General features: G+C 65.4%; 17 protein-coding genes and 1 pseudogene. 8 read left to right on the top strand and 10 right to left on the bottom strand.

From position 1 onward, the window contains the following. Positions 1-11: 11 nt before the first annotated feature. From HH213_RS14550 to HH213_RS14530, 5 genes and pseudogenes are all read right to left on the bottom strand, one after another. Positions 12-1,436, bottom strand: a complete 1,425-nt coding sequence (locus tag HH213_RS14550) for an efflux transporter outer membrane subunit (protein WP_169112692.1) — start codon at positions 1,434-1,436, stop codon at positions 12-14. A gap of 13 nt (positions 1,437-1,449) precedes the next feature. Further along, complete coding sequence (locus tag HH213_RS14545; protein WP_169112691.1) at positions 1,450-2,328, bottom strand: efflux RND transporter periplasmic adaptor subunit; 879 nt, start codon at positions 2,326-2,328, stop codon at positions 1,450-1,452. Positions 2,329-2,330: 2 nt separating this feature from the next. Then, complete coding sequence (locus HH213_RS14540) at positions 2,331-2,537, bottom strand: DUF1656 domain-containing protein (RefSeq protein ID WP_169112690.1); 207 nt, start codon at positions 2,535-2,537, stop codon at positions 2,331-2,333. Then, positions 2,534-4,593: pseudogene (locus HH213_RS14535) on the bottom strand (FUSC family protein). Before HH213_RS14535 ends, HH213_RS14540 begins: the two are co-directional and overlap by 4 nt. Positions 4,594-4,667: 74 nt before the next feature. Then, positions 4,668-5,117, bottom strand: a complete 450-nt coding sequence (locus HH213_RS14530; protein WP_229263434.1) for a MarR family winged helix-turn-helix transcriptional regulator — start codon at positions 5,115-5,117, stop codon at positions 4,668-4,670. A 117-nt stretch (positions 5,118-5,234) separates the two neighbouring features. Here HH213_RS14530 and HH213_RS14525 point away from each other — a divergent pair, with 117 nt between their 5' ends. Further along, positions 5,235-7,160 (top strand): alpha/beta hydrolase family protein, encoded by a 1,926-nt coding sequence (locus tag HH213_RS14525; protein ID WP_169112689.1) that lies wholly within the window; start codon positions 5,235-5,237, stop codon positions 7,158-7,160. Between the two features lie 50 nt (positions 7,161-7,210). On the opposite strand, the gene HH213_RS14520 is transcribed toward HH213_RS14525, so the two are convergent. After that, positions 7,211-9,991 carry a M16 family metallopeptidase gene (locus HH213_RS14520; protein ID WP_169112688.1) on the bottom strand — a complete coding sequence of 927 codons (2,781 nt, stop codon included), beginning with the start codon at positions 9,989-9,991 and terminating at the stop codon, positions 7,211-7,213. A gap of 114 nt (positions 9,992-10,105) precedes the next feature. Then, the gene (locus HH213_RS14515) at positions 10,106-11,743 is read right to left on the bottom strand and encodes a M28 family metallopeptidase (RefSeq protein ID WP_169112687.1); all 1,638 of its coding nucleotides are present in this window, start codon (positions 11,741-11,743) and stop codon (positions 10,106-10,108) included. Positions 11,744-11,885: 142 nt separating this feature from the next. On the opposite strand from HH213_RS14515, the gene HH213_RS14510 reads away from it, so the two are divergent. The 3 genes from HH213_RS14510 to HH213_RS14500 all read left to right on the top strand — a co-directional run bounded on the left by HH213_RS14510 (position 11,886) and on the right by HH213_RS14500 (position 14,431). Beyond that, complete coding sequence (locus HH213_RS14510) at positions 11,886-12,848, top strand: DUF2167 domain-containing protein (RefSeq protein WP_169112686.1); 963 nt, start codon at positions 11,886-11,888, stop codon at positions 12,846-12,848. 4 nt (positions 12,849-12,852) lie between these two features. Continuing rightward, positions 12,853-13,566, top strand: coding sequence for a site-2 protease family protein (locus HH213_RS14505; protein ID WP_169112685.1), 714 nt, complete (start codon positions 12,853-12,855; stop codon positions 13,564-13,566). A gap of 61 nt (positions 13,567-13,627) precedes the next feature. Then, entirely contained in the window at positions 13,628-14,431 is an 804-nt protein-coding gene (locus HH213_RS14500; RefSeq protein ID WP_169112684.1) for a DNA-formamidopyrimidine glycosylase family protein, read from the top strand. Here the strand turns inward: HH213_RS14500 and HH213_RS14495 are convergent. Both HH213_RS14495 and HH213_RS14490 read right to left on the bottom strand, forming a co-directional pair. After that, on the bottom strand, positions 14,373-15,878 hold the full coding sequence (locus HH213_RS14495; protein ID WP_169112683.1) for a GntP family permease: 1,506 nt from the start codon (positions 15,876-15,878) through the stop codon (positions 14,373-14,375). The two genes, HH213_RS14500 and HH213_RS14495, sit on opposite strands and share 59 nt — an antisense overlap. A 132-nt stretch (positions 15,879-16,010) precedes the next feature. After that, entirely contained in the window at positions 16,011-18,020 is a 2,010-nt protein-coding gene (locus tag HH213_RS14490) for an acyltransferase family protein (protein WP_169112682.1), read from the bottom strand. A 96-nt stretch (positions 18,021-18,116) separates the two neighbouring features. On the opposite strand from HH213_RS14490, the gene HH213_RS14485 reads away from it, so the two are divergent. The 4 genes from HH213_RS14485 to HH213_RS14470 all read left to right on the top strand — a co-directional run bounded on the left by HH213_RS14485 (position 18,117) and on the right by HH213_RS14470 (position 21,581). Then, positions 18,117-19,283, top strand: coding sequence for a TIGR04552 family protein (locus tag HH213_RS14485; RefSeq protein WP_169112681.1), 1,167 nt, complete (start codon positions 18,117-18,119; stop codon positions 19,281-19,283). Positions 19,284-19,355: 72 nt separating this feature from the next. After that, a complete protein-coding gene (locus HH213_RS14480) occupies positions 19,356-20,345 on the top strand; it encodes a hypothetical protein (protein WP_169112680.1) in 990 nt (329 codons plus the stop codon). Continuing rightward, a complete protein-coding gene (locus HH213_RS30460; RefSeq protein WP_255458414.1) occupies positions 20,342-20,473 on the top strand; it encodes a hypothetical protein in 132 nt (43 codons plus the stop codon). Before HH213_RS14480 ends, HH213_RS30460 begins: the two co-directional genes overlap by 4 nt. Before the next feature lie 469 nt (positions 20,474-20,942). Then, positions 20,943-21,581: a hypothetical protein gene (locus HH213_RS14470; RefSeq protein ID WP_229263433.1), complete on the top strand. Its 639-nt coding sequence runs from the start codon at positions 20,943-20,945 to the stop codon at positions 21,579-21,581. Positions 21,582-21,633: 52 nt separating this feature from the next. Here the strand turns inward: HH213_RS14470 and pepN are convergent, their stop codons facing one another. Next, positions 21,634-24,267 carry an aminopeptidase N gene (gene pepN, locus HH213_RS14465; protein WP_169112678.1) on the bottom strand — a complete coding sequence of 878 codons (2,634 nt, stop codon included), beginning with the start codon at positions 24,265-24,267 and terminating at the stop codon, positions 21,634-21,636. Between the last annotated feature and the right edge of the window lie 36 nt (positions 24,268-24,303).

Raw genomic sequence — 24,303 nt, 5'->3', positions numbered from 1 at the left:
GCATACCATTACTACTGCTGCTGCCAGCCGCCGCCCAGCGCCAGAAACAGCGCGATCTGGTCAGTCGCCAGCGTGGCGTCGGACGCGGCCCAGGCGGCGTCGGTGGCGGCCAGCGTACGGTCGGCGTCCAGCACCGACAGGAAATCGGTGCGGCCATACTGGTACAAGCGATGCGATTGCTCGGACGCCAGCGCACTTTCGTCGCGCGCGGTCTTCAGCGCGGCGTTGCGGTCCAGTTCACGCGCATAGACGGTCATCGCGCTTTCCACTTCCTTCAGCGCGTTGAGCACCGTGCCGTCGAACTTGGCCAAAGCGCCGTCGGTGCCCGCTTCCGCCTGGGCGATGCGGCTGCGCGCGGAACCGCTGTCCGGCAGCGTCCACGAAATCAGCGGGCCGAGGCTCCAGCGCGTAGCGTTGGCGGCGCCGAAATGATCCAGCAGGCCGGTGCTGCCGACCGAAGCGCCCAGGCTGATGCTCGGATACAGGTCGGCCGTCGCCACGCCGATGCGCGCGGTGGCGCCGGCCAGCGTGCGTTCGGCCTGGCGGATGTCCGGACGGCGGCGCAGCAGTGCCGCGCCATCACCGACCGGAATCTGCGTCGTCAGGCGCGGTGCGGCCTGGCACTGCAGCAGGTGCATATTCATTTCCTGCGGCGTCTGGCCGGTCAGCGCGGCCAGACGGTAATGCGCGACGCGGTGCTGCGCCGCCAGCGGCGGCAACGCCGCCTGCAACTGCGCCAGCTGGCTGCGGGCACGGGCGCCATCGATGGCGGTGCCGCGGCCGGCGCGGGTGCGTTCGTCGGTCAGCGCGACAAACTTCTGCTGCAAGTCGACCGCCTGCTGGGCCACGGCCATCTGCCGCACGGCCGAACAGGCGTCGGCGTAGGCGCGCGCGGTGTCGGCGGCGACGGTCACGCGCACCAGGTCCACGCCAGCTTGCGCGGCCTGGGTGTCGGCGTTGGCCGCTTCCACCGCGCGGGCGATTTTGCCGAACATATCGGTCTGGTACGACACGCGCACGCCGACGTCGTAGTTGAATTTATCCGGCAGCGCTTTCGGCGAACCAATCGGCACGCCCGACGAGCGGCCCACGCCCGGCGCGGCGCTGATGCTGACTTCCGGCTTGCGCTCTTCTTCCGCCTGATCCAGCACGGCGCGGGTGCGCGCCAGATTGGCGGCGGCCACCCGCAGGTCGGTGTTGGCGGCGAAGGCTTGCTGTATCAGCTTATCCAGCACCGGATCGTCGTACAAGCGCCACCAGTGATCCGGCAGCGGCGCCGATTTGTAGGCTGCTTCCGCCGTGCCGAGGAACGGTGCGGCGGCTTGCGGACGTTTGATCACGGCCTGCTCCGGCACCTTGTAATTGGGGCCGACGGTGCCGCAAGCGGCCAGCGCGGCGACCAAGGCCATGCCGCTTAATATTTTCAGTGAGTTCATGCTGTCCTCCGCATTACGAACGTTTGTTCTGCACGTCGACCGTCACGGTCTGGCCGACGACCAAGCGCGCGCCGGCCGGCAAGGCGTCCAGCTTGATGCGCACCGGGATGCGCTGCGCCAGACGCACCCAGTTAAAGGTCGGGTTGACGCTGGACAGAAGGTTGGACGACGTGCTGCGATCGCGATCCGCCACGCCGCCGGACAGGCTTTCCACATGGCCCTTGAGACGCAGCGATTCGCCCATCGGCAGCACCACCACGGCGTCGCCGATCTGGATCGCCGGCAGCTTGGTCTCTTCGAAATAGCCTTCGACGTAGTAGGAATCGCTGTCGATCAGCGCCAGCACGGCGCGGCCGGCGCTGACGTAAGAGCCGGTGCGCAAGTCCAGATTGGAGACGGTGCCGTTCACCGGCGACACCACGCGGGTGCGTTGCAGATTCAGCTTGGCCACATCGCGGGCCACCACCGCCTGCGCCAGCGCGGCACGCAACTGGTCGACGCGCGACGAGCCCTGCTCACGCGTTTCCGCCGACACCAGGTCGCGCAGATCGTTGTTGCGGCGCGATTCCTTCAGCGCCTGATCCAGCGTGGCGCGTTGCGCCTGTTCGGCGGCTTCGGCCTGACGCAGCGCCAGTTCAAAGCGCGCGCGGTCGACTTCAAACAGCACGTCGCCGATTTTCACCTGCTGGTTGTCGTGCACCAGCACATTGGTGACCTGACCGGTGACGTCCGGCGCCACCTGCACCACGTCCGCTTTCACGCGGCCGTCGCGGGTCCACGGTTCCACTTCGTAGTGCTGCCACAGGCGCCATCCCAGTACGCACGCCACGGCCACCGCGGCCATCGTCACAATAAACCGGCCCACGGCCAGCAAAGGAGTTTTGAGGTTCATGTTTAGCCCCGATTCGTTAATAGCATGGAGAAGCTGCCCAGCAAGATGAAGAACAGCGCAAATTCAAACAGCGCGGGATGCCATACCATTCGGTAGAAGCCAACCCGCATCAGCAGCCGGCCCAGCACGCGCGTGCACACCAGCGCGAGGATGGACAACAGCAGTAAAGTGGGTACGTATAGTCCGTACAGACTCAATTCAGCAATCACGATGCGATCTCCGGTTGATAGGCGGCCGCGCGCGGGAACAGGTCGCGCCGCATGCTGGCCAGTGCAGCCGCCGCTTGCGAACGCGCCGCGCCGATGCCGCCGTCGGCGCCTGCCGCTGCATCAGCCGCTGCTTCGGCCGCACCATTCGCGGCCGCCGCGCACACCGCGCGCAGCGTGCCGTCCAGTCGCTCCAGCAAAGCCGCCGGCGCCTGGCCGTGGCCGATCGCGCTGCTGCCGAAGTAGCGTCCCAGTTTCTGCATCAGCGGTTGCAGCGTCACCCCGGCTTGTTCCAGCGGCTGGCGCAGGCCGCACAACTGCGCCACATGCAGGCCGACGCGCAGTTCACGCAAGCCGTCGACCGCCACCGCGCGCGCTTCCGGCGTCGGATGGGCGATGGCCAGGCGCGGCATCAGCAGGCCGATACGGTCGACCATGCGCGCCGAAATTTTGAGCAGCGGTTCGCGCGCGCTGGCCTGTGCCATTTGCGCGACTTCGCGGCGCGCGGTGCGCAGCATGCGCTGCGCCATCCAGTCGCCCCCACCGTGCGTACCAGGCTGGTGACGACGGCGGCGGCGATATAGCCGAACAGCTGCGCCACCATGCTGTTCAGGAAGCCGGGAATATCCAGCGTGCCGGTGTCCTGCAGCGACAAGGTGCCGGCCACGCCGATCAGGAAAGCCAGCGCGGCGCCGGCCGTGGCGGGACGCGGCATGTATGCGCCGCCGATCAGGAACACCGGCGCGATCACCAGCACCAGCATTTCGTAGCTGTGCACCGCCGGCAGTACGAACAGGATGTAGGCGGCGGCGACCGGCATCGAAATCAACGTCCATTTCAGGAACGCCAGGATGGCCGGCGTCGGGTTGTCCTGCGTGGCGAAGAAGCAGCACAGTACCCCCGCCATCATCGGTGCGGCGGCGCCGGAGGGCCACGCGGTAACGATCCAGAACCCGCAGCACAGCAAAATGGTCAGCACCGCTGCCAGGGCGGAACGCAGCGCCATGCCATGGTCGCGGTGCAGCACCGACGGCGTCACGTGCGGCGTATATTGGGAAGCGCCGCCGGCCATGACGGCGCCGACGTTGCTGCGCAATTCCAGGCCGTCTTCGCAGGCTTCGATCAGCGCGTCGAGACGTTGCGCTAGATTGAGGCGCAGGATCTCGCTCCAGCTGGCATTGGCCGACAGCGACGGCTGCAACTGCGCCAGCGCCGCCCGCAATTGCGCGGCGCGCGCCGGATCGGCGCTGCGGCCGGCCGCCACCCAGGCGGCGATATCGTCCAGCAGCGCGGTCCACGGCGCCAGGCTTTGCGGATCGACTTCGCGCAGCGTGGTGAGGCGGTCTTCCACCGCCAGCAGCAGCGGCACCATCACGGTCAGGCGGTCGTGCAGGCCATGCACCATGCCGGCGGTCCAGCGCAGGTGCGAGGTGTCGAACGGCAGGTGGGTCGACATCACGCGCATCTCGCTGATTTCGCCGGCCAGCGCCAGCCGCGTATGCACGGCCTGCACCGCCTGCGCGGCGGGCGCGTTCTGCGCAGCATCGGAGCCAGCGCCGGGCTTCAGCACGTCGCCCATCCAGCGCTGCGCATCGCCGATGGCGCGGTCCAGCCGCGCCAGCAGCACCGGGCCCACGCCCTGCGGCAGCAGCAGCGAATGCACCACGGTGGCGGACAAGATGCCGATGGTGATCTCCTCCACCCGCGCCAGGCCGGTGTCGAAGATGGCTGACGGGTCGCTCACGGCGGGAAAGCCGATCAGCCCCGCCGTGTAACCGGCCAGCATGAAGATGTAGGAGCGCGGCGTGCGGTCCAGCAGCGACAGGTACAGGCACAGGCCCACCCAGCACGCCAGCGCCAGCGACAGCAGCTCCGGCGCATTGGCCATGCGCGGCACCATGACGATGGTGGCGGTGCTGCCGATCAGCGTGCCGCACACGCGGAACAGCGCCTTGGAGCGCACCGCGCCGGAGAACGGGCTGGCGACGATATACGCCGTCATCATCGCCCAGAACGGACGTGGCAGGCCGGCCGCCAGCGAGACGTACAGCGCCAGCATCGAGGCGATAAAGCATTTCAGCGAGAACAGCATCTCGCTCCCTTTTGGCATGTGCATGATGGCTGCCCCGCTGCTTAACCCGCGCTGCGTTCGGCCAGCACCTGGTCGAGCTGCACCAGCACGCGCACGGTGGTTTCGATGTCGGCCTGCGGCATGTCCTTGAACAGGTCGCGGCGGAATGGCGCCAGCGCTTTTTCCAGGCGCTCGGCGATGGTCTTGCCGGCGCTGGTCAGGGTCAGCGTCTTGGCGCGGCGGTCGCTGGGATCGTCCTGGCGCAGCACCAGCCCGGCCGCCACCAGCTGGTCGATGATGCGCACCAGCGACGGCGGTTCGATGCCGACGGCGTCCGCCACCTGACCGGGCCGCACGCCGTCGCCCAGGCGCGAAATCATCAGCACCGGCCAGGCGCTGGCGTGCGACAGCTCAAAGTCCGCCGTCAGCGCGTCGGCCGCGCTCTTGTAGGCACGCGCCACGTGGATCAGCGTGTGGGTCAGGGACATCAGGGTTTTGTCGTAGGCGGTCATGGGCGACTCGTTCAAATATACTTAGGATACTAAATATTAGCATCAAACGGAAATCTTTGCTGGGCAGGGGCCGGAATCTGCGCTATCGTTGTCTTTTTAAATATCTTTTTTACCACCATGAAGCTGATTGCCATTCTGCTGGCCGCTGCGACGGCGGCAGCGGCGCAGGCCGCGCCCATCCCCATCGAGCAGTTCTTCCAGAAGCCGCAGATGACCGGCGCCAGCATCTCGCCCGACGGCCGCCATGTCGTGTTGCGCATGCAGTCGCCGGCCGGCCGCAGCATGCTGAAAGTGGTCGATACCGACAGCCACGCGCAGACCGTGGTGGCGGCCTACCGCAATGCCGATGTCGAAACTTTCTTCTGGCTGAACGACCAGCGGCTGGCCTACACCGTGATCAACGTCGATCACGGCGGCGACATCGGCCAGACCGGCCTGTACGCGGTAGACCGTGACGGCAAGGCATTCACGGTGCTGTCGCCCACCATCGTGCCGCAACGCTCGTTTGCCGACAGCGACTACGCCAACAACGCCTACCTGTCCCGCCCCACCATCAACGGTTTCCCGCCCCGCAAGGGCGACGTCATGTTCGCGATAGCGCGCTTCCCCGACTATGAAGTGCTGATGCGGCTGAATACCCGCTCGGGCGGCCGCCCGCTCGACGTGCGGGCGCCACGCAGCACCCACCTCTGGCTGGTGGACCCGCAGGGCGAGGTGCGGGTGGCGGTCGCGCGGCGCCGCGGCAAGGACGTGGTGTACCACCTGGCAGACGATAACTGGCGCGAGGTGGCCAGCTTCGATCCGCTGTCGCCGGAAGCCTTCCAGCCCAAGCTCTACGTCGACGGCCAGCTGTATGTGCAGGCCTACAACGGCAACGACGAGGCATCGATCTACCGCTTCGACCTGGAGAAAAAGGCGCTGGACCCCAAGCCGCTGATCATCGTGCCGGGCTACGACGCCGACGGCTACTTCCAGATCAGCGACAGCAAGATGCTGGGCTTCCGCGTCAATACCGATAGCGAAAACACGGTATGGTTCGACGCCGGCATGAAGACGATGCAGCAGGAACTCGATGCGCTGCTGCCCAACACCATCAATACGCTGAGCTACGGCGGCCATAGCGAAACGCCGTTTGTGCTGGTGGATGCCCATAGCGATGTGCAGGATCATATCTACCTGCTGTACAACCGCGACACCAAAAAGCTGCTGCGCCTCGGCGACGCCCATGCGGACCTGAAGCCGGAGCAGATGGCGCCGATGGCGATGGCGCGCTACCCGGCGCGCGATGGCTTGCAGATTCCGGTTTACTTCACAGTGCCGGAACCGGCGCTCAAGCGCCAGCGCCCGACGGTGGTGCTGGTCGGCGATCCGCAATGGAAGCGCAATGCCAATTGGGCGTGGAATGAAGAGGTGCAGTTTCTGGCGTCGCGCGGCTATGTGGTACTGCAACCGCAGCCGCGCGGCACCAGCGGCTTTGGCCGCGCCTTCGAAGCGGCCGGCGACAAGCAGTGGGGCCGCGCGATCCAGGACGATATCGCCGATGCGGTCAAGTGGTCGGAGGCGCAGGGCTATACCGATCCGGCGCGGGTATGCATCGCCGGCACTGGCTACGGCGGTTATGCGGCGATGATGGGATTGATACGCGATCCGGCGCTGTTCAAGTGCGGCATCAGCTGGTCGGGCATGACGGATATCGGCGCCATGTTCGATCGGGACTGGAAGGATGTGGCGGAGTCGCGAGGGCTGGCACGGCTGGAGGCGCGGGTGGGCGATCCGAAACTGGATGCGGCGCAGTTCCGCGCAACCTCGCCGCTGCATAATGCGGCGCGCATCACGCAGCCGGTGCTGCTGGCGTATGGCAAGGACGATGCGCGCGTGCCGTTCCACGAAGGCCGCAAGTTCCGCGATGCGCTGGCAGCGACCAACCAGCAGGTCGAGTGGCTGGAGTACACGCCCAACGTGGAGGACTGGAAGACCCAGGCCAACCGCATCGACCTGTGGCGCCACATCGAGGCCTTCCTGGCCAAACATATCGGCCCATAAAAAACGCCGGCGCGGCGCACGGGCGCCGGCCGGCGTGTCAGCGAAGATGCTTACGGCAGCGGCTTGCCGTCGACGTCGATCTTGCGCACTTCGCCGATATTCAGCGAACGCACGCCCGCCTCCACCTTGCTCAGATCACCCACCACCAGCCATACCAGCCGGTTCGGCGTGATGGCCTGCGCCGCCAGCGCGTTGGCCTTGTCCGGCGTCAGCGCCAGCACGCGGCCGGTGAAGGTGTCATAGTAGTTCTCCGGCAGCTTGTAGCGGATGATCTTGCCGTAGGCGCCCGCCAGCTGGCCGGCGGTTTCGAACGATCCCGGCAAACCGAGCGTCTCGTTGGTCTGCGCGTCGGACAGTTCGGCCGCGGTGATCGGCTTGGCGCCGGCGATGTTGGCATACTCCTGCTGCAGCTCCTGCAACGACTCCTTGGTCTTGTCGGTCTGCACCGGCGAAGAACTCAGATACAGGCGCTGGCCGGCGGCCGCACGCAGGCCGGCGTTGACGCCGTACGACCAGTGCTTGTCCTCGCGCAGGTTCATATTGATGCGCGAGCTGAAGGTGCCGCCAAAGACGTCGTTGATCACGTCCAGTTCCACGTCATCCGGCGCATTGCTGGCCGACGCCAGCTGCACGCCATAGATCACGCTTTGCTGCGCGCCCGGCTTGTCCAGCAAATAGACCAGCGGTTTGGCTGTCGGCGTTACCGTGGCGATCTCCTTCTTCGGCGCGGCGCCGGCTTTCCAGCCGCCGAACGCCTTCTCCAGCAGCGGCGTCACCTCGGCCAGCGTGGTGTCGCCCACCACCAGCAGTGTGGCGTTGTTCGGCTTGAACCAGGCTTGGTGGTAGCTGGCCACGTCGTCGCGCGTCAGGCCGCCCACCGTCGCTTCGCTGCCGCTGCCGCTGATCGGTCCCGCGTAGGCGTGGCCGGCGCCGTACACCAGCGATGGCAGCAAACGCAGGCCCATTTCGGACGGCGACGATTTCTCGCGCGCGATGTTGGCCAGGCGGATCTGCTTCTGGCGATCCAGCTCTTTCTGCGCGAAGGCCGGATGCTGGATCACGTCCGCATATACATCCAGCGCCTTCGGCAGCGTCGCCTTCAGCGTGTTGAGGTTGACGTTGGCGCTGTCCAGCCCCGTGCCGACCGAGAACTCGGCGCCCAGCGACTCAAACGCGGCGCTGATGTCAGCCGCGCTGCGCGTGGTGGTGCCCTCTTCCAGCAGGCGGCCGGTCAGGCTGGCCAGTCCCCGGGTTTTCTCGCTGTCCGACGCAAAGCCGGCATCGATGATCAGCGAGAAGTTCACCAGCTGCGCCGTGTGGCGTTCCGCCAGCACCACCTTCAGGCCATTCGACAGCGTGGCCTTCTGCATCGCCGGCAGCTTCAGTTGCTCAGGCTTGCCCAGCGCCGGCGGCTGGCTGCGATCCAGCTTGGCGGTAGTGGTCAGGTTGGTCGGATAGGGCTGCACGTCCAGCACGTAGTCGCCATCGGACACCCAGGTCTGCAAGGCCTGTTTGACCTGCGCCGGCGTGGCCGCCTTGATCGCCTTCAGGTAGTCCTTGTAGCACTCCGGATTGCCGGTGTAGGTGGTGCAGCTGGCCAGCAGGTCGCTCTTGCCGCCAAAGCCGCCGATGCGCTCGACGACGCGGGTGTACTGCGCCAGGATCGCGGTCTTGGCCAGTTCCAGTTCCGCTGCGGTGGGACCGGACTTGACCAGCGCCTGCAGCTCCTCGTCGCCGGCGCGTTCCAACTTGGCGCTGTCGGCGCCGGGGCGCGCAGTCAGCACCACGTAAAACTGTCCGGCGATTTCCGACGAGCTGTTAAAGGCGCTGGCGTCGGTCGCCAACTGGTCCTGGTACACCAGCCGCTTATAGAAGCGCGAGGTCTTGCCGCCGCCCAGCACCTTGGCCGCCAGGTCCAGCAGCGGTTCGGTGGCCGTGTGGCTGCCCGGGACATTCCACACGCGGTAGATGCGCGCCTGCGGCACGCGGTCCTGCACCGTGCCGCGATGGGTGCCGGTGCGCTTGGCGATCCACTCCTGCTGCTTGGCCAGCGGCGGGCCGGCCGGGATGTCGCCGTAATACTTCTCGACTTTTTCACGCGCCTGTTCCGGCGTGATGTCGCCGGCCAGCACCAGCGTCACGTTGTTCGGACCGTAGTTAGTCTTGAACCAGTCCTGCACATCGGTCATCGACGCCGCATCCAGGTCCGCCATCGAGCCGATCGTGGTCCACGAATACGGGTGGCCGACCGGCCAGGTGTTCTCCGCCAGCAGCTGGCGCGTCACGCCGTACGGGCGGTTCTCGCCCAGGCGCTTCTCGTTCTGCACCACGCCGCGTTGCAGGTCCAGCTTCTTCTGATCGAGCACGCCGAGCAAATGGCCCATGCGGTCGCTCTCGGCGAACAGCACGTAGTCCAGCATCGAGGTCGGCACGTTCTGGAAGTAGTTGGTGCGGTCGCCGTTGGTGGTGCCATTCAGGTCGGTGGCGCCGATGCGTTCCAGCGCGTTGATGTAGGTCTGGTTGAAGTTCTCGCTGCCGCTGAACATCAAGTGCTCGAACAGGTGGGCAAAGCCGGTCTTGCCGGGCTTTTCGTTCTTGGAGCCGACGTGGTACCAGGTGTTGATCGCCACCACCGGCGTCTTGTGGTCTTCATGTACCAGCAAGGTCAGGCCGTTTTTCAGCACGAATTTGGTGTACGGGATGTCGGGAATCGCGATGTCGCTTTTGGCGACAGGCTTGGTGGTGTCGGCGGCATACGCGGCGCCGGTGGCACCGGCGGATAGCAGCGCAATGGCGGCCGCGAGGACGGTGCGGCGCAAGGACGTGGTCATGCGGTATCTCCCAAAGAAGTGGACCTGTAAAAAAAATGGGCGCCTGCGTTGTAGCAGGCGCCCGGCCATTCTATTAAGGTTTAGATAAGTTTGCCCAGCTTTTTTTGCATACGCTTATTTGCGTTCCTTTGCAGTGGCGTCGCGCGCGGCGCGGAACTCGGCGTCCTGCGACCAGTTCGGCCAGGCCTTGGAGTCGGCCAGGTCGCGGCCCAGCGCATACAGCAGGCCCAGGTCGTGCGCCATGCTGGCGAAGGTCCAGTCGGCGTGCCACTCGTCGGACGGCTGGTGGTAGTTGTTGGTGTTGTAGTCCGCTTCCAGCTTTTCGCCGGCGGCCAGGCCGCCCTCCACCAGGTCGTCGCCCGAGCCGTACGAGATGGCCGGCACGCCGCGCTTGGCGAACGGGAAGTGGTCCGAGCGGAAGAAGTGGCCGGCTTCCGGTTTCGGGTCCGGCTTGTATACCAGGTTCCAGTCTTTGGCCTTGGCGATCAGCTGGTCCAGCAGATCCAGCTTGGCGCTGCCGGAGATGGTGAAGTTGCGCGTCAGGCCGTGCGGGCTGAGGGCGTCCATATTGATCACGCCGACCGTGGTGGCCAGCGGGTACAGCGGGTTGGCCGCGTAGTATTCGGAACCCAGCAGGCCCTTCTCTTCGGCGGTGACGGCCAGGAAGGCCACGGTGCGCTGCGGCGCCGGCGCCTTGCCGTAGGCGCGCGCCAGTTCCAGCAGCGCGGCAATGCCGGTGCCGTTGTCGACCGCGCCGTTGTAGATCTTGTCGCCCTTGGCGTCTGGCAGGCCCACGCCCAGGTGGTCCCAGTGACCGCTGTAGATCACGGTTTCCTTCGGCCGCTGGACGCCGACCACGCGCGCCGCCACGTTCTTCGATACGATCACCTGCGCGTCCACCGCGTAGTGGGCCGACAGCGTGACGTCCTTCAGCTGCACCGGCTTGAAGTCGCGCGTCTGCGCCTGCTTCTTGAGCGCCTCGAAATCCAGGCCGCCGCGCTTGAACAGGTCGACCGCCAGGTCGCGCTGGATCCAGGCTTCCATCGGCGCGTGCGCCTCGGCCGGCTTCTTGCGCACGATGTCGTACATGACGTTGGTGTTGGAGTTCTTGACCGTGTTCCAGCCATACGAGGCTGGCGCGGTCTCGTGCACGATGATGGTGCCCAGCGCGCCGCGGCGTGCCATCTCTTCATACTTGTAGGTCCAGCGGCCATAGTAGGTCATGGCCTTGCCGCCGAAATCGCCCTGGCCGGTTTCGAAGTCGGGGTCGTTAATCAGCACCACCGCCAGCTTGCCCTTCAGGTCCTGGCCCTTGAAGTCGTCCCACTGGCGCTCCGGCGCGGTGACACCGTAACCGACGAACACCAGCGGCGCGTTCTTGATGTCGACCAGTTTGGCGCCGTTCATGGCGGCGCGCACCGCCAGGTCGTCGCCCTGGCGCAGCGGCTGCACGCTCTTGCCGTCGTTGACGCTCAGCGTCACCGGGCCCTTGATTTCAAAACGGCCCAGCGGCACGTCCTGGGTCCAGCTGCGCTGGCCCTTGACCACGTCGCCGCCCGGCTGCAGGCCGGCGGCCTTGAATTGTTCGATCAGGTAGGCGACGGTCTTGGTTTCGCCGGCGGTGTGCGGGCCGCGGCCTTCAAATGCGTCGGACGACAGCACTTTGACGTCCTGCGACAGGCGTTTGGCGTCGATCTCGGGACCATTGGCGGCGTGCACGCCAAAGGCGACCAGCAACGACAGGGCAAGCATGGTTTTTTTCAATCTGGGCTCCCTCAAGGGTGGTACATGAATCGGCAATACTGCCACGAATAAATGTTGGCGACAATGTCATAAGTAATTACCAAATCCGCAAGTTTCCTGTAGGATACTGCTTTTATGACAAGGAGTTTTCATGCGCCGTCTTCTCACCACCCTGCTCTGCCTGAGCCTGGCTGCCACGCTGCCGGCGCAGGCGGCCGAACCTGCCGCTTCAGCCGCTTCTCCCGCTTCTGCTTCAGCGCCGCAAGTCTCGGCCCAGCAGTTCCTCGCCTCGCTGAATTTCCGCGAGGGCAAAATCAAGCTGCCCGGCGAGATCGCCACCATGGACCTGCCGGCCAGCTTCCGCTACCTCGATCCGGCCGACACGGAAAAACTGATCACCGACGGCTGGGGCAATCCGCCCGGCGCCAAAACGCTGGGCATGATCGTGCCGGCCGACGTCAATCCGCTCAGCGAAGCGGGCTGGGGCGTAGTGGTCACCTACGACAAGGACGGCCACGTCAAGGACGACGACGCCGACAAGATCAACTACACCGACCTGCTGAAGGATATGCAGGAAGGCATGGCCGAGAACAACAAGGCACGCCAGGAACAGGGTTATGCGCCGATGTCGCTGGTCGGCTGGGCCGAGCAGCCCAGCTACGACAAGGGCCAGCACAAGCTGTACTGGGCCAAGGAACTGCATACCGACGGCAGCAAGGAAAACGGCTTGAACTACAACATCCGCGTGCTGGGCCGCGAAGGCGTGCTGGTGCTCAACGCCGTGTCCGGCATGGAGCAGATCGCCCAGGTCAAGCAGGAGATGAAGAAGGTCACCGCCTTCACCGAGTTCACGCCGGGCAACCGCTACACCGATTTCAACGCCAGCACCGACAAGGTGGCCGAGTACGGCCTGGCGGCGCTGGTGGCGGGCGGCGTCGCGGCCAAGCTGGGCTTCTTCGGCAAGATCTTCGCGCTGCTGCTGGCGTTCAAGAAGGTCTTGCTGCTGGGCGTAGCGGCGGCGGGCAGCTGGATCTACAAGCTGCTGGGCCGCAAGAAGGACGCCAAGGCAACGGAGCAGGCTGCCGCCCCGGTCGACCTGAGCAAGCCGGAGTAAGCCCATGGGCAAGTTGATCATCTGGCTGCTGGCGGCCGGCAAGATGGGCAAGCTGCTGATGACCTGCGGCACCATGCTGCTGTCGATCGTGGCGTATAGCTGGATCTATGGCTGGCGCTACGCGGTCGGTTTCGTGGCGCTGATTTTCGTCCACGAGATGGGCCATTACGCGGCGGCGCGCCAGCGCGGGCTGGAGGTCGGCGCGCCCACCTTTATCCCCTTCGTCGGCGCCTGGATCGCGCTCAAGCAGCTGCCGCATGATGTCGAAACCGAAGCCTACATCGGCTTTGCCGGGCCGCTGGCCGGCACGCTGGCGTCGGTGGCCTGCTACTTCCTGGCCCGCGACCAGGACAGCAGCCTGCTGCTGGCGCTGGCCTATGCCGGCTGCATGATCAACCTGTTCAACCTGATTCCTATCTCGCCGCTGGATGGCGGCCGCATCACGGCCATCCTCTCGCCCAAGGTGTGGCTGGCCGGCGTGCCGCTGCTGGCGGCGCTGTTCTTCTATCATCCGAGCCCGATGCTGATCCTGGTGGCGGTGCTGGCCTACCCGCAGCTGAAGGAAGCCATCTGGGGCGATCCCGCCAAGGACGCCAGCTACTACACGGTGCCGCGCGACACCCGCATCAACTATGGCGTGATGTACCTGGGCCTGGTGGCCTTCCTGGCGATGATGAGCTACAGCATCCACAATCTGCTGGACGGCTCGGTGAGCTAACGTACAGTCCGGCCGCAGCGGCGCGGCGACACTGGAGGCCCGTAGCCAGTGGAGACAGCGCATGCCCGAAGGACCGTCAATTGTGATCTTGCGTGAAGCGGCCGAGGGCTTTGCCGGCCGCACCATCACGCGCGCCAGCGGCAACAGCAAGGGCGTCGATTTCGCCGCGCTGGAGGGGCAGCCGATTCTGGCGTTGCGCAGCTGGGGCAAGCATTTCCTGATCCAGCTGCCGACCCTGGCCCTGCGCATCCATTTGCTGATGTTCGGCAGCTACCGCATCAACGAGCGCAAGGACGCCGTGCCACGCCTGAGCCTCGGCTTCGACGACGGCGACGAGTTCAATTTCTACACCTGCTCGGTCAAGACGCTGCCGCCGGATCTGGACGCGCAGTATGACTGGCGCGTGGATGTGATGGCGGACCAGTGGGACCCCAAGGTGGTGCTGAAAAAGCTGCGCGCCGAGCCGGACATGCTGGTGTGCGATGCCGCGCTGGACCAGGAGATTTTTTCCGGCGCCGGCAACATCTTCAAGAACGAGGTGCTGTTCCGCATCCGCGTCCACCCGCTGTCTACGGTCGGCGCGCTGTCGGCCGCCAAGCAGCGCGAGTTCGTCGCCGAGATGCGCGCCTATGCCTTCGATTTCCTGCGCTGGAAGAAAGCCTTCGTGCTCAAGCAGCATTGGCAGGCGCACACCAAGCGCATCTGCCCGCGCTGCGATATCCCGTTCCACAAGGCGCATCTGGGCAAGACCAAACGCCGCAGTTTTTTCTGCACCCGCTGCCAGAAGCAGTATCCGCCCGCTGCAGTTACACCAGTCCGGTCAGGTAGTAGACCGCGATCACAAAAAACACTGCCAGCGTCTTGATGACGGTGATGCCGAAGATGTCGCGGTAGGATTGCCGGTGCGTCAGGCCGGTGACGGCCAGCAGCGTGATGACGGCGCCGTTGTGCGGCAAGGTGTCCATGCCGCCACTGGCCATCGCCACCACGCGGTGCATCACTTCCAGCGGGATGTGCGCGGCGTCGGCGGCCTTGATGAACTGGTCCGACATGGCGGCCAGCGCGATGCTCATGCCACCCGAGGCGGAGCCGGTGATGCCAGCCAGCGCGGTCACCGAGACGGCGGCGTTGACCAGCGGATTCGGCACGCTGCGCAGCGCTTCGCTGACCGACAGAAAGCCCGGCAGCGCGGCGATCACCCCGCCGAAGCCATATTCGGACGCGGTGTTCATGGCCGCCAGCAGCGCGCCGCCGACGGCGGCCTTGGTGCCGTCGGCGAAAGTGAGGCGAATACGCTGGAAAGCGGTGGCGATGGTCAGCAGAATGCCCAGCAGCAGCGCACCTTCCACCGCCCAGATGCCGGTCACGGATTTGACGGTCAGCGTGATCGGCGCGTGCAGGCCGGGCAAGGCGTCGGCCGTGAGGGCGTAGTTGTCACCGTACCAGCCGGGGATCAGTTTGGTCAGCACGAAGTTGGCGACGCCGACCAGCACCAGCGGCGCCACCGACAGCAGCGGATGCGGCAGGCCGGCGCGCGCGGCGGCGCCAGAGTTGGCACCAGCGCCGGCGGCAGGTGTTGGCACGGCGGTGGTCGCGGCCGACGCGGCAGCCGATGCGCTGGCGACGCCAGCGGCAGCTACCGGCACGGCGGTGGTGGTGGCCGACGTGGCGGCCTCATAGCCCTCCCCCGTCGCCATCGCCGCGCGGCGGCGCCACTCGAGGAAGGCCAGGCCGGCGGCCAGCGTGACGATCGAGCCGATCACGCCCAGCCACGGCGCGGCCCAGCCGGTGGTCTTGAAGAACGTGGTGGGAATGATGTTCTGGATCTGCGGCGTGCCCGGCAAGGTATCCATGGTGAACGAAAACGCCCCCAGCGCAATCGCGCCCGGCATCAGCCGCTTGGGGATATTGCTCTGCTTGTACAACTCGGCCGCAAATGGGTAGACGGCAAACACCACCACAAACAGCGACACGCCGCCATACGTCAGCAGCGCGCACACCAGCACGATGACGGCGTTGGCGCGCGTGCGGCCGATGTACTTGATGGCCGCCACCACGATCGATTCCGAAAAGCCCGACAGCTCAATCAGCTTGCCGAACACCGCCCCCAGCAAGAACACCGGGAAGTACAGCTTCATGAAGCCAACCATCTTGTCCATGAAGATGCCGCTGAACACCGGCGCCACCGCGCCCGGATCGGTCAGCAGCACCGCGCCCAGCGCGGCCACTGGGGCAAACAGGATCACGCTGTAGCCGCGATACGCGGCCAGCATCAGGAACGCCAGCGCGGCAAGAACGATCAGGAAGGACATGCGGACTCCGGGACGTGGTCAGATGCCGGCTACTGTAGCACTTCTGGCAACCTTACGCATCCGCCGCAAGTCCAGCCGCGCGTGGCGGCTGGCGTGGCGGGCAGCGTAGCAGCGCCCGGCCGCCGCCGGCGCTCAGCGCGCCGTCACCGGCTCCGTCGCGCCCAGGATGGCTGCCAGTTCGCCCGGATGGCGCTGCCGGTAGGCGCGGTAGTACAGCGCGCCGCCGCCCTTTCCCAGATGGCCGGGGTCGTTGTGGGCGTACAGGCCCGTGCCGCCCAGTTCGGCGTGGCATTCGGTGGCGTCGCACGCCACGTCGTAGGTGTGGATGGTGGCGCTGCGCGGGAAACGCGCCCGCATGTCGTCCAGGATGGCGGCGATGCCGCGGTAGCGGTCGTCGGCGGCGGCGCGCGGATAGCTGCAGCGGTCGGCCGCGCGGCCCGGCAGGTAGACGCGGTTGGACACGCAGTCTTCCAGCGCGGCCGGCAGTACCGGGATGTCGTCGAGGAAGATCACGCGCTTGCCGGCCGCCTCCAGCTTGCCGATGGTGGCGGCCAGCTCGGTGTTGATCTGCTGCGGCATGAAGCCGTGCAGATTGGGCTTGCCGTCGTTGGCGTGGTTGGCGTACAAGTCCCACACCGCCGCCATGAACACGATGCTGATGTCCTTTTGCGCCAGCACATGGGCCAGCACTTGCTGGTCGTGGCGGCGGCATTCCTCGGCGTGGCGCTGGAAGCCAGGCTCGCCGGCGCGCGCGGGACTGTTTTCAATCGGCGCGCACATGGTGAAGGTCATGTCGTGGATCGCCAGCCCGTGTTCCTTGCCCAGCTGGTCCATGAAGTCGATCAGGTGGTAGGCGTGGCTGTCGCCGAGGAAGGCGGCCTTGCGGCGGGCGCCGGCATCGCCCAGCGTGCACTGGTCGGCCGGCGTGACGCCGTCCTTGCTCCAGCACAGTTTGGCGCGCGGGTCCTGGAACACGGTGTTGCCGCTGTCGCGGAAGTCTTGCTGGTAGCGTTCCGGGTAGAAGCGCAGGAAGCTGTTGCTCTGCTTGGCCATCAGCAGCAGCGCCACGCACGCCAGCACCGGTAGCACGAACAGCAGCAGCGCGGTTTTCTTCGGCGGCCACGGCGCGCGCCGCAGCGGATTTTCCACCACGTAGTGGGTGGCCACCGCCAGCAGCAGCGAGACGCCGAGGGCGGCGCTCATCGCCGCCGCCGAGTTCAGGCCGAGGCGGTTGAAGGCGTAGATCACCGGCCAGTGCCACAAATACAGCACGTACGAAATCTGTCCGCCGAACACGCTGCCGCGATTGGCCAGCAGCCACTGGCCGCCGCGCGCGCCCTGTACGCCGGCGATCACCAGCACCGCACCGACGCACGGCCACAGCGCGGCCAGACCCGGCATCGCGGTCTGCGCGGTGTAGCGCACGCCGCACCAGACGATGAGGGCCAGGCCGGCCAGCAGCAGCGCGTCATACCCATAGCTGCGCGCGCGCAACGGCCGCGCATGCAACAACAGCGCCAGCAGGATGCCGCACAGGAATTCAAACACCCGCCCTTGCAGGTAGAAATACGCGCCTGGCAGCGTGTGGCTGACGCTGTACCACGAGTACGCCAGCGCCGCACTCCACAGCGCGCCAAACAGCGCCAGCCGCGCCGGCGCGCGCAGCTTGCGGGTGGCGATCAGCAGCAGCGGCACGACCAGGTAGAACTGTTCTTCCACCGACAGCGACCACGTATGCAGCAGCGGCTGCTTGTCGGCTTGCAGATCGAAGTAGCCGGTCTGCTTGGCCAGGTAGACATTGGAATAAAACAGCGCGACGAAGCCGATATTCTTGATCAGCGCCAGGTTGTTGTCGGGGAAGTTGTACAGCAGGCCGAAGCCCAGCGTGGCGGCCATCACCAGGTATAGCGCCGGCGCCAGCCGCTTTAGCCGGCGGGTGTAGAAATCGCGCAGGCGGAAACGCTGCTGGTCCTGGTCGGTGAGGATCGAGCGGCACACCACGTAGCCGGAGATGACGAAAAACACGTCGACGCCGATGTAGCCGCCGGCCATCCAGCTGAACTTGGCGTGGCACAGCAGCACGAGAATGACGGCCAGGGCGCGCAGCCCATCCACACCGGGTAAGTAGCTAGAACGTGTCATCAAAAGCTTTGCGGCGAAGCGCGGAAAAGGCGCTATTATAGTTCTAACGGACAACCTGTTGCTATAAAAGTAATCCGGTGCGAGGAGACGCACGCCATGACTGAATTACATGCCACGCTGAAGAGCGCGGGCAAGCTGTCGCTGAACTGGAGCTATCTGGACGCCATCGCCAACGGCAAGTCGGCGATCGACCTCGGCGCGCTGGCCTTGCGCAACCTGCACGACGCCCGCCAGTTCGTGCGCGAATACGGTTTCGACCTCGACCAGCCGGCGGCGGTGACGCTGATCCGCCGCGCCCATGCGGAGGCGGTCGATTTCATCCGCGCCACCTTTCTGACGCCAGAGCAGGCCAGCCTGATCCCGCCCGAGGTGGCGACGCCGGACGATCCGCTCAATCTGCTGGTGTATGCCTCGCTGCGCGGCCAGCAGGTCGATGTGCGGCGCATGTGGGCCTGCGTGGTGCTGAAGGTAATGCACGGCATCTTCTACATCGACAACAACCTGAAGCTGCGCCACTTCCATGCCATTCGCGCCCAGGTGTTTGGCACGCTGGACGAAGTGATCCGCCAGCAGGGCGAGCAGCACTACCTGACCGACGGCGAAGTCTGCCTGCCGCTGCTGCACTACGACCGCAAGGACAACAAGGGCCGCAACAGCATCCTGCTCAAGCTGCTGCAAAAGGCCGCGTATCTGGCCGCCGATATCTTTGATCATCTGGGTGTGCGGCTGGTGTTTGCCACCCGCGCCGAATGCCTGCTGGCCCTGCGCACCCTGCAGCGCGCACATGTGCTGTCGGTCACCAATGTCGATGCCGAGCGCAGCCGCAACACGCTGCTGGACCTGGACGCGGCCAAGCAGGTGTTTTGCAAATACCGCGCGCAGCTGGAGCGCGCCGACCACTATCCGCTGGACCTGCTGCGGCAAATGGATACGGAACTGGCCGAAATCGCCCAGCCGCAGACGCGCTGCGACAATCCGCACAGCGGCAGTGGCTTCAACAGCATCCAGGTCACGGTGCGCAAAATGATTCACGTCCAGCAGCTGGATGCGGCGCCGGAGCAGGACTACGACGTCGGCTTTTTCTTCGAATACGAAATCCAGCTGATGGACGAAGCCAGTTACCAGCGCAGCCTGAGCGGCCCCGCCAGCCACGCCGCCTACAAACAGCGCCAGGTCGACACCGCCCGCACCCGCGTCTTCGGCCGCGACCTGCTGCGCTGGATCGAGCACCAACCGCCCGTCGAGGCGCCGCCAGCATCCTGACGCCGCCAGCGGTGCGCCGTCGCTGGCGGCAATGCTTTACGCTTTTGCCTCATGCGTACCCTGACTTTTCTGATGGCTTTCTTGCTGGCCGGCAGCGCCGCCGCCCAAACCGCCGCGCCCAGCGTCACCGTGGCCGCCACGCGCGACCCGGTCGACAAGTCCTATCGCAAAATGCTGGCGGGTATGGACATCTTCGAACGCAACCACGCACTGGCGCCGCAAGCCACGCTGCGCTTCCAGCTGCTGCCGCGCCTGCCCACCACGCAACTGGACGGCATCACCCTGCGCGTCGCCGGCGACACCGTCTCGCTGCCGGTTGCCGTCGCCGCCGACCACACCTTCACGCTGGAACGCAACGCCCAGGCCCGGCAGGAAGACGCCGCCCTGATCGCCAGCCGCAAGACCAGCACCCTCACCTGGCGCGCCCAGGTCCGCAGCCCCAACGTCCCGGACGGCATGCGCCGCCTCGGCGACCTGCGGCTGGAATGCATGGTCGGCGTCGAAGCCGGCCTGCTGTCCAACAACGCCCAGGTCTTTGCCTGGCTGGGCGAGCTGTTCACCAGTCCCGACCGCGTCTGCAACAGCCCGGAAGGCAACTACCTGTTCTTTGCGGAACGGCCGGTCTTCGCCATCACACTAAAGGACGGCAACCGCAGCGCCACCCTGCCCTTGCGCGCCCTGTACGCCGGCGGCACGCAAACGCCGTCGACCCTGCCGTACTGCGACTGCCAGGTGCTGCTGGACCGCAGCTACTACGCCCCCATCTGGGACCGCAGCTGGTCCGACGACACCCTGCTCGCCTTCGACGACATGGACGGTCCGCCGGGCCCCGACGACACCGCCATCGCCGCCGACCACAACACCACCGCCCAGATGCGCGCCCGCCTTGGCCCGGCGCACACCATCAACTTTGACAGCGGCTACCAGATCTGGCGTTACACTTACCCACCAGCGCGCAACGGCGGGCAGCCGGCCGAATTCACCATCCTGTTCGGCCCCGACAGCGTCGCACGCAAGGCGCGCCTGCGCGAACCCACACTTGAATCAGGACCGAAGCCATGACCAAACTGTCCCACACCCTGCGCCTGGCCGCCGCCAGCCTGCTGATCCTCACCGCCTGTGCCGGCGCCCGCCCGACCGCACCAGCAGCATCCACCCCGGCGCCCGCAAGCCCGACCGCCGCGCTGTGACAGCAAGTCCAGTCCGCCAACAGCAACCTCAGTTGCGACAACGACAGCCAGTGCCACAGCATCGGCGTCGGCGCCAAGTCCTGCGGCGGCCCGGAAAACTATCTCGCCTGGTCCAGCAAAAGCAACGACGGCGCCAAGCTCAAATCGCTGGTCGAGCTACACTCCGCCGCCCGCCGCGCCGACAACAACCGCGACGCCACCATGTCCACCTGCATCGCCACCAGCGACCCAGGCGCCACCTGCCGCGCCGGCACCTGCGTCCTCACCGCCCACGACATCGCCCCGCCACCGGGAAAATAATTCCGCCTCTATACATACAGGGGGTGCCCTCCCCGCCCCCTGTGGATTTCATTCTATTTTCCCTTCTATTCCGCTTCTGCTTTTTCTATTTTCTTCTGCAATTGAACTTTGCAGAAAATTACCGATCTAAATAGAAGAAAATAGAAGGGGAAATAGAATGAAATCCACAATGAGTCTGCACATAGAGACCGATACCCTACTCCGCCTCATCGCGCATCTAAAATTGCGCGGCGGCACGCAAGACATCTCACAAACCATCAACAGCGCCATCGAACTGTGGCTCGGCGAGCAAGCCAGACTGGCCAAAGGCTGCGATCCCGCCAACGTGCGCGGCTACCAGTGGAAGTCATTATTCCTTCCCGAAGGCACAGAGCTGCACTCCTGGAGCTACGGCGATCACAACTACGCCCGCGTGGTAGGCGACGACATCATCCACAAAGGAAGGCCAGTCACGCCCAACCAGTTCGCCCAATCCTTCGCCCGCACCACCCGCAACGCCTGGACCGACCTGAGCATCAAACGTCCTGAAGACAAACAATTCAGGAAAGCCCATCTGCTGCGCAAAGAAGTGGAGCGGCAACAATCCCAGCCTCAGCCAGCCGGCACCAGCACCGCCGCGGCGCTCTCCGACACCTCCGCGCTGGCCTTGCTGACCGCTTTGCAAGCGCAGCTAGTAGCCTCCCGCCCGCCGCCCGCTGCGACACCTGCACCGCCAGCCCCGCCACGCGACCCCACGCCCGGCCAAGGCTGGAACTTGCCGGAGCGCCGCAAGATGCGCTTCCGCATTGAAGACGTCGCATTTGAATAAAAAAAAGCCAGCCGAAGAACGGCTGGCTTTCAGGCGCAACAACGAACGCGGATCAGTGCGCCGTCATCGCCTGCTTGATGGCGACGCAGCGCGCATCTTCCTGACGCGTCACCAGCAGCGCGCGGCGCGTGCCATTCGACAGCTCCGGCAACTTGGCAATCGCCGCATCCAGACGCTGCACGCTGGCTGGCGTGCACGTCGCCGGAATCATCGACGCCGCATACGCGCGCATGTAGACCGGACCAGCCGCCTTGTCCACCGCACCCAGCGTATCCAGACGCTGCTGCGCGGTCAACTCATTGAGCGCGCTTTGCTCGGGCGGATACATGCTGCCCATCGCCGTGCGCACCTTGGAGAACGGCAGCTTGGTCTGCAGATCGGCAATCGTCGTCGCCCACTCCGTCTTGACCTTGCCTTCGGGACGCACCACGGTCGCCGCAATCGCCGCCTGCTGGCCGCTATCGGACTTGTCACGCGCCTGCTCGGCCACCACCAGCGCCTCGCTGCCTGGATACGCCATGCGGCTCAGGCGGCGGATGATCTCCCAGCGCACATCCTGCGACACGTTCAGCCCCTTGACCACCAGCTTGCCGTTCAGGATATCAGCCAGCTGACGCAAAGCCGCCGGGCTGGAAGCCAGCCCCACATAGGTCGAGAACCAGCGGCGCTGGAAGTTGCTGTCGGTGGCCGACCTGGTCGCCGCAAACGCCATCTGCTCCAGCTGCACGCCCACCTTGGTCTGGTACGCCGACGGTCCCTGCGCTTCCAGATAGCCCTTCGACGCGCGCACCTTGTCGACGATATTGCCCAGCAGCGTGTAATCCTTCTCGGCCGGCGCATTGGCCAGCGCGGTTTTCAGGAAGTCGTTCAACGGCAACTGCGCCGAGCGCACGCCATCCCACAAGCTCTGCCACAACATCGAGCGCAGCAGCGGATCCTCCACCTTGCTCAGGCTGGACTGCGCCGTCGCAAACGATTTTTTATCCAGCTGCACCTGCGCAAAGCCCCAGTCCTGGTAGTTCGGATACACCAGGTCCGGACACGCCGCGCCCTTCAGCTCCGGCACCTCGGTCGCCGCACCCTTGTAGGTAATCGCCACATTCTTGCTCAGGCTCAGACCATGCGCCGTCAGATTGAACAGGCCCACCTGCACGCGCTGCTCGCGCAACGTCGGCAACTCCTGGCTCGGCGCGCTCTGACGCAGCGTGAAGGCGCTGACCTTGCCGCCGGTGCAGCTGAAATCGGCCGCGATGGTATTCACGCCCGGCTCATACAGCCACTCCTTGGTCCAGCCGCTCAAATCGCGGCCGGCCGCTTCACCCAGGCTGCCGATGAAGTTGTCCAGCGTCGCATTCTGATACTGGTACTTGACCAGATAGTTATGCACGCCCTTGCGGAACACCTCTTCGCCCAGCAGGTGACGCAACTGCTTCAGCGTTGACGCGCCTTTCGAGTAAGTGATGGCATCGATGTTATCGAACGCATTCGCGGTCGACGGTACCGGCGTCTCGATCGCGTGCGTGGTCACGCGCTGATCCTGCACATACGCCGCCTGCTTGCCGCCCGAATAAAAGGCCTGCCACGAATTGCTAAATTCGGTCGACTCGGCCGTCGCCAGCGTGCCCATAAAGGACGCGAAGCTCTCGTTCAGCCACAAGCCATTCCACCACTTCATGGTCACCAGATCGCCAAACCACTGGTGCGCCATCTCGTGCATGATGACGCCGGCCAGCGATTCCTTCTGCGCCGTGGTCATCTCTTCCTTGTGCAGGAAGCTGCCTTCGCCGAAGGTGATCGCGGCGGCGTTTTCCATCGCGCCATACAGGAAGTCAGGCACCAGCAGCTGGTCATACTTCTCGAACTGATACGGCACGCCGAAGTACTGATCGAAGAAGCCCAGGCCGGCCTTGGTGTACTTGAACCAGTCCTGAGGCGACACCTGCGACGCCACCGACTGCCGCGCGAACAAACGCATCGGATACTTGCCGCTGTTGTCTTCCCAGACCTTGTACGGACCGGCGTGCATCGAGAAGTTATACGGGCTCAGTTTTTTCGAGCGTGGGAAGGTCCACAGCTTGCCGCCATCGGCATCCTTGACGCTGGTCTCGCGCATGGTGGACGACACCACCCAGTCGGCCGGCGTGCTGACGGTGACCTGATACGTACCCTTCAGATCCGGCTGATCGAACACCGGGAACATCTGGTGCGCCGCCGCCGGCTCGAAGTGCGAATAGGTGTAGACCCGGCCATCGACCGGATCGACCATGCGGTGCAGGCCCTCGCCGTTGGTGCTGTGCAGACGGCTGTAGGCGATGGTGACGGTATTGCGGCCGGCGACCAGATCGGCGGCGGCCAGCGTGACAAACCACTGATTGTATTGCGGCGTTACGGCCTTGCCGTTGACGGTCAGGCTGGCGATGGTGGCCTTGTCCAGATCGATGGTCAGCGGCTGCGACGCATCGTTCAGATCGAAGCTCAGCGTGGTGGTGCCGCTGAAGCTTTCCTTGCCGGTCAGCGCGAACGCCAGCGTGTAGTCGACATTGCTGACGCGCGCCGAACGGGCGGCGGCGTCGGTCTGCGACAGGTAAGCATTTTCCGCGCGCGGCGCGTTATCGGCTGCATGCGCAGCGGTTTGTACCGCGCCAAACGCCAGTGCCACCGAAGCGGCGATCAGATACTTTTTCATTGACTCTCCCGAAATCGTCGTCGCTCCCGCGCAAGC

It is taken from the genome of Duganella dendranthematis, from assembly GCF_012849375.1.
Taxonomy (GTDB): Bacteria; Pseudomonadota; Gammaproteobacteria; order Burkholderiales; family Burkholderiaceae_D; genus Rugamonas; species Rugamonas dendranthematis.
This window is presented reverse-complemented; position numbering and strand designations above follow the sequence as displayed.

What these genes read in the sequence shown, in the direction of transcription:
- HH213_RS14510 (WP_169112686.1), top strand. Translation starts at nt 11,886, where the DNA reads ATGCGCCGTCTTCTCACCACCCTGCTCTGCCTGAGCCTGGCTGCCACG.
- HH213_RS14470 (WP_229263433.1), top strand. Translation starts at nt 20,943, where the DNA reads ATGAGTCTGCACATAGAGACCGATACCCTACTCCGCCTCATCGCGCAT.
- HH213_RS14500 (WP_169112684.1), top strand. Translation starts at nt 13,628, where the DNA reads ATGCCCGAAGGACCGTCAATTGTGATCTTGCGTGAAGCGGCCGAGGGC.
- HH213_RS14495 (WP_169112683.1), bottom strand. Translation starts at nt 15,878, where the DNA reads ATGTCCTTCCTGATCGTTCTTGCCGCGCTGGCGTTCCTGATGCTGGCC.
- HH213_RS14550 (WP_169112692.1), bottom strand. Translation starts at nt 1,436, where the DNA reads ATGAACTCACTGAAAATATTAAGCGGCATGGCCTTGGTCGCCGCGCTG.
- HH213_RS14505 (WP_169112685.1), top strand. Translation starts at nt 12,853, where the DNA reads ATGGGCAAGTTGATCATCTGGCTGCTGGCGGCCGGCAAGATGGGCAAG.
- HH213_RS14530 (WP_229263434.1), bottom strand. Translation starts at nt 5,117, where the DNA reads ATGACCGCCTACGACAAAACCCTGATGTCCCTGACCCACACGCTGATC.
- HH213_RS14480 (WP_169112680.1), top strand. Translation starts at nt 19,356, where the DNA reads ATGGCTTTCTTGCTGGCCGGCAGCGCCGCCGCCCAAACCGCCGCGCCC.
- HH213_RS14515 (WP_169112687.1), bottom strand. Translation starts at nt 11,743, where the DNA reads ATGCTTGCCCTGTCGTTGCTGGTCGCCTTTGGCGTGCACGCCGCCAAT.
- HH213_RS14525 (WP_169112689.1), top strand. Translation starts at nt 5,235, where the DNA reads ATGAAGCTGATTGCCATTCTGCTGGCCGCTGCGACGGCGGCAGCGGCG.
- HH213_RS14490 (WP_169112682.1), bottom strand. Translation starts at nt 18,020, where the DNA reads ATGACACGTTCTAGCTACTTACCCGGTGTGGATGGGCTGCGCGCCCTG.
- HH213_RS14545 (WP_169112691.1), bottom strand. Translation starts at nt 2,328, where the DNA reads ATGAACCTCAAAACTCCTTTGCTGGCCGTGGGCCGGTTTATTGTGACG.
- HH213_RS30460 (WP_255458414.1), top strand. Translation starts at nt 20,342, where the DNA reads ATGACCAAACTGTCCCACACCCTGCGCCTGGCCGCCGCCAGCCTGCTG.
- HH213_RS14520 (WP_169112688.1), bottom strand. Translation starts at nt 9,991, where the DNA reads ATGACCACGTCCTTGCGCCGCACCGTCCTCGCGGCCGCCATTGCGCTG.
- pepN (WP_169112678.1), bottom strand. Translation starts at nt 24,267, where the DNA reads ATGAAAAAGTATCTGATCGCCGCTTCGGTGGCACTGGCGTTTGGCGCG.
- HH213_RS14485 (WP_169112681.1), top strand. Translation starts at nt 18,117, where the DNA reads ATGACTGAATTACATGCCACGCTGAAGAGCGCGGGCAAGCTGTCGCTG.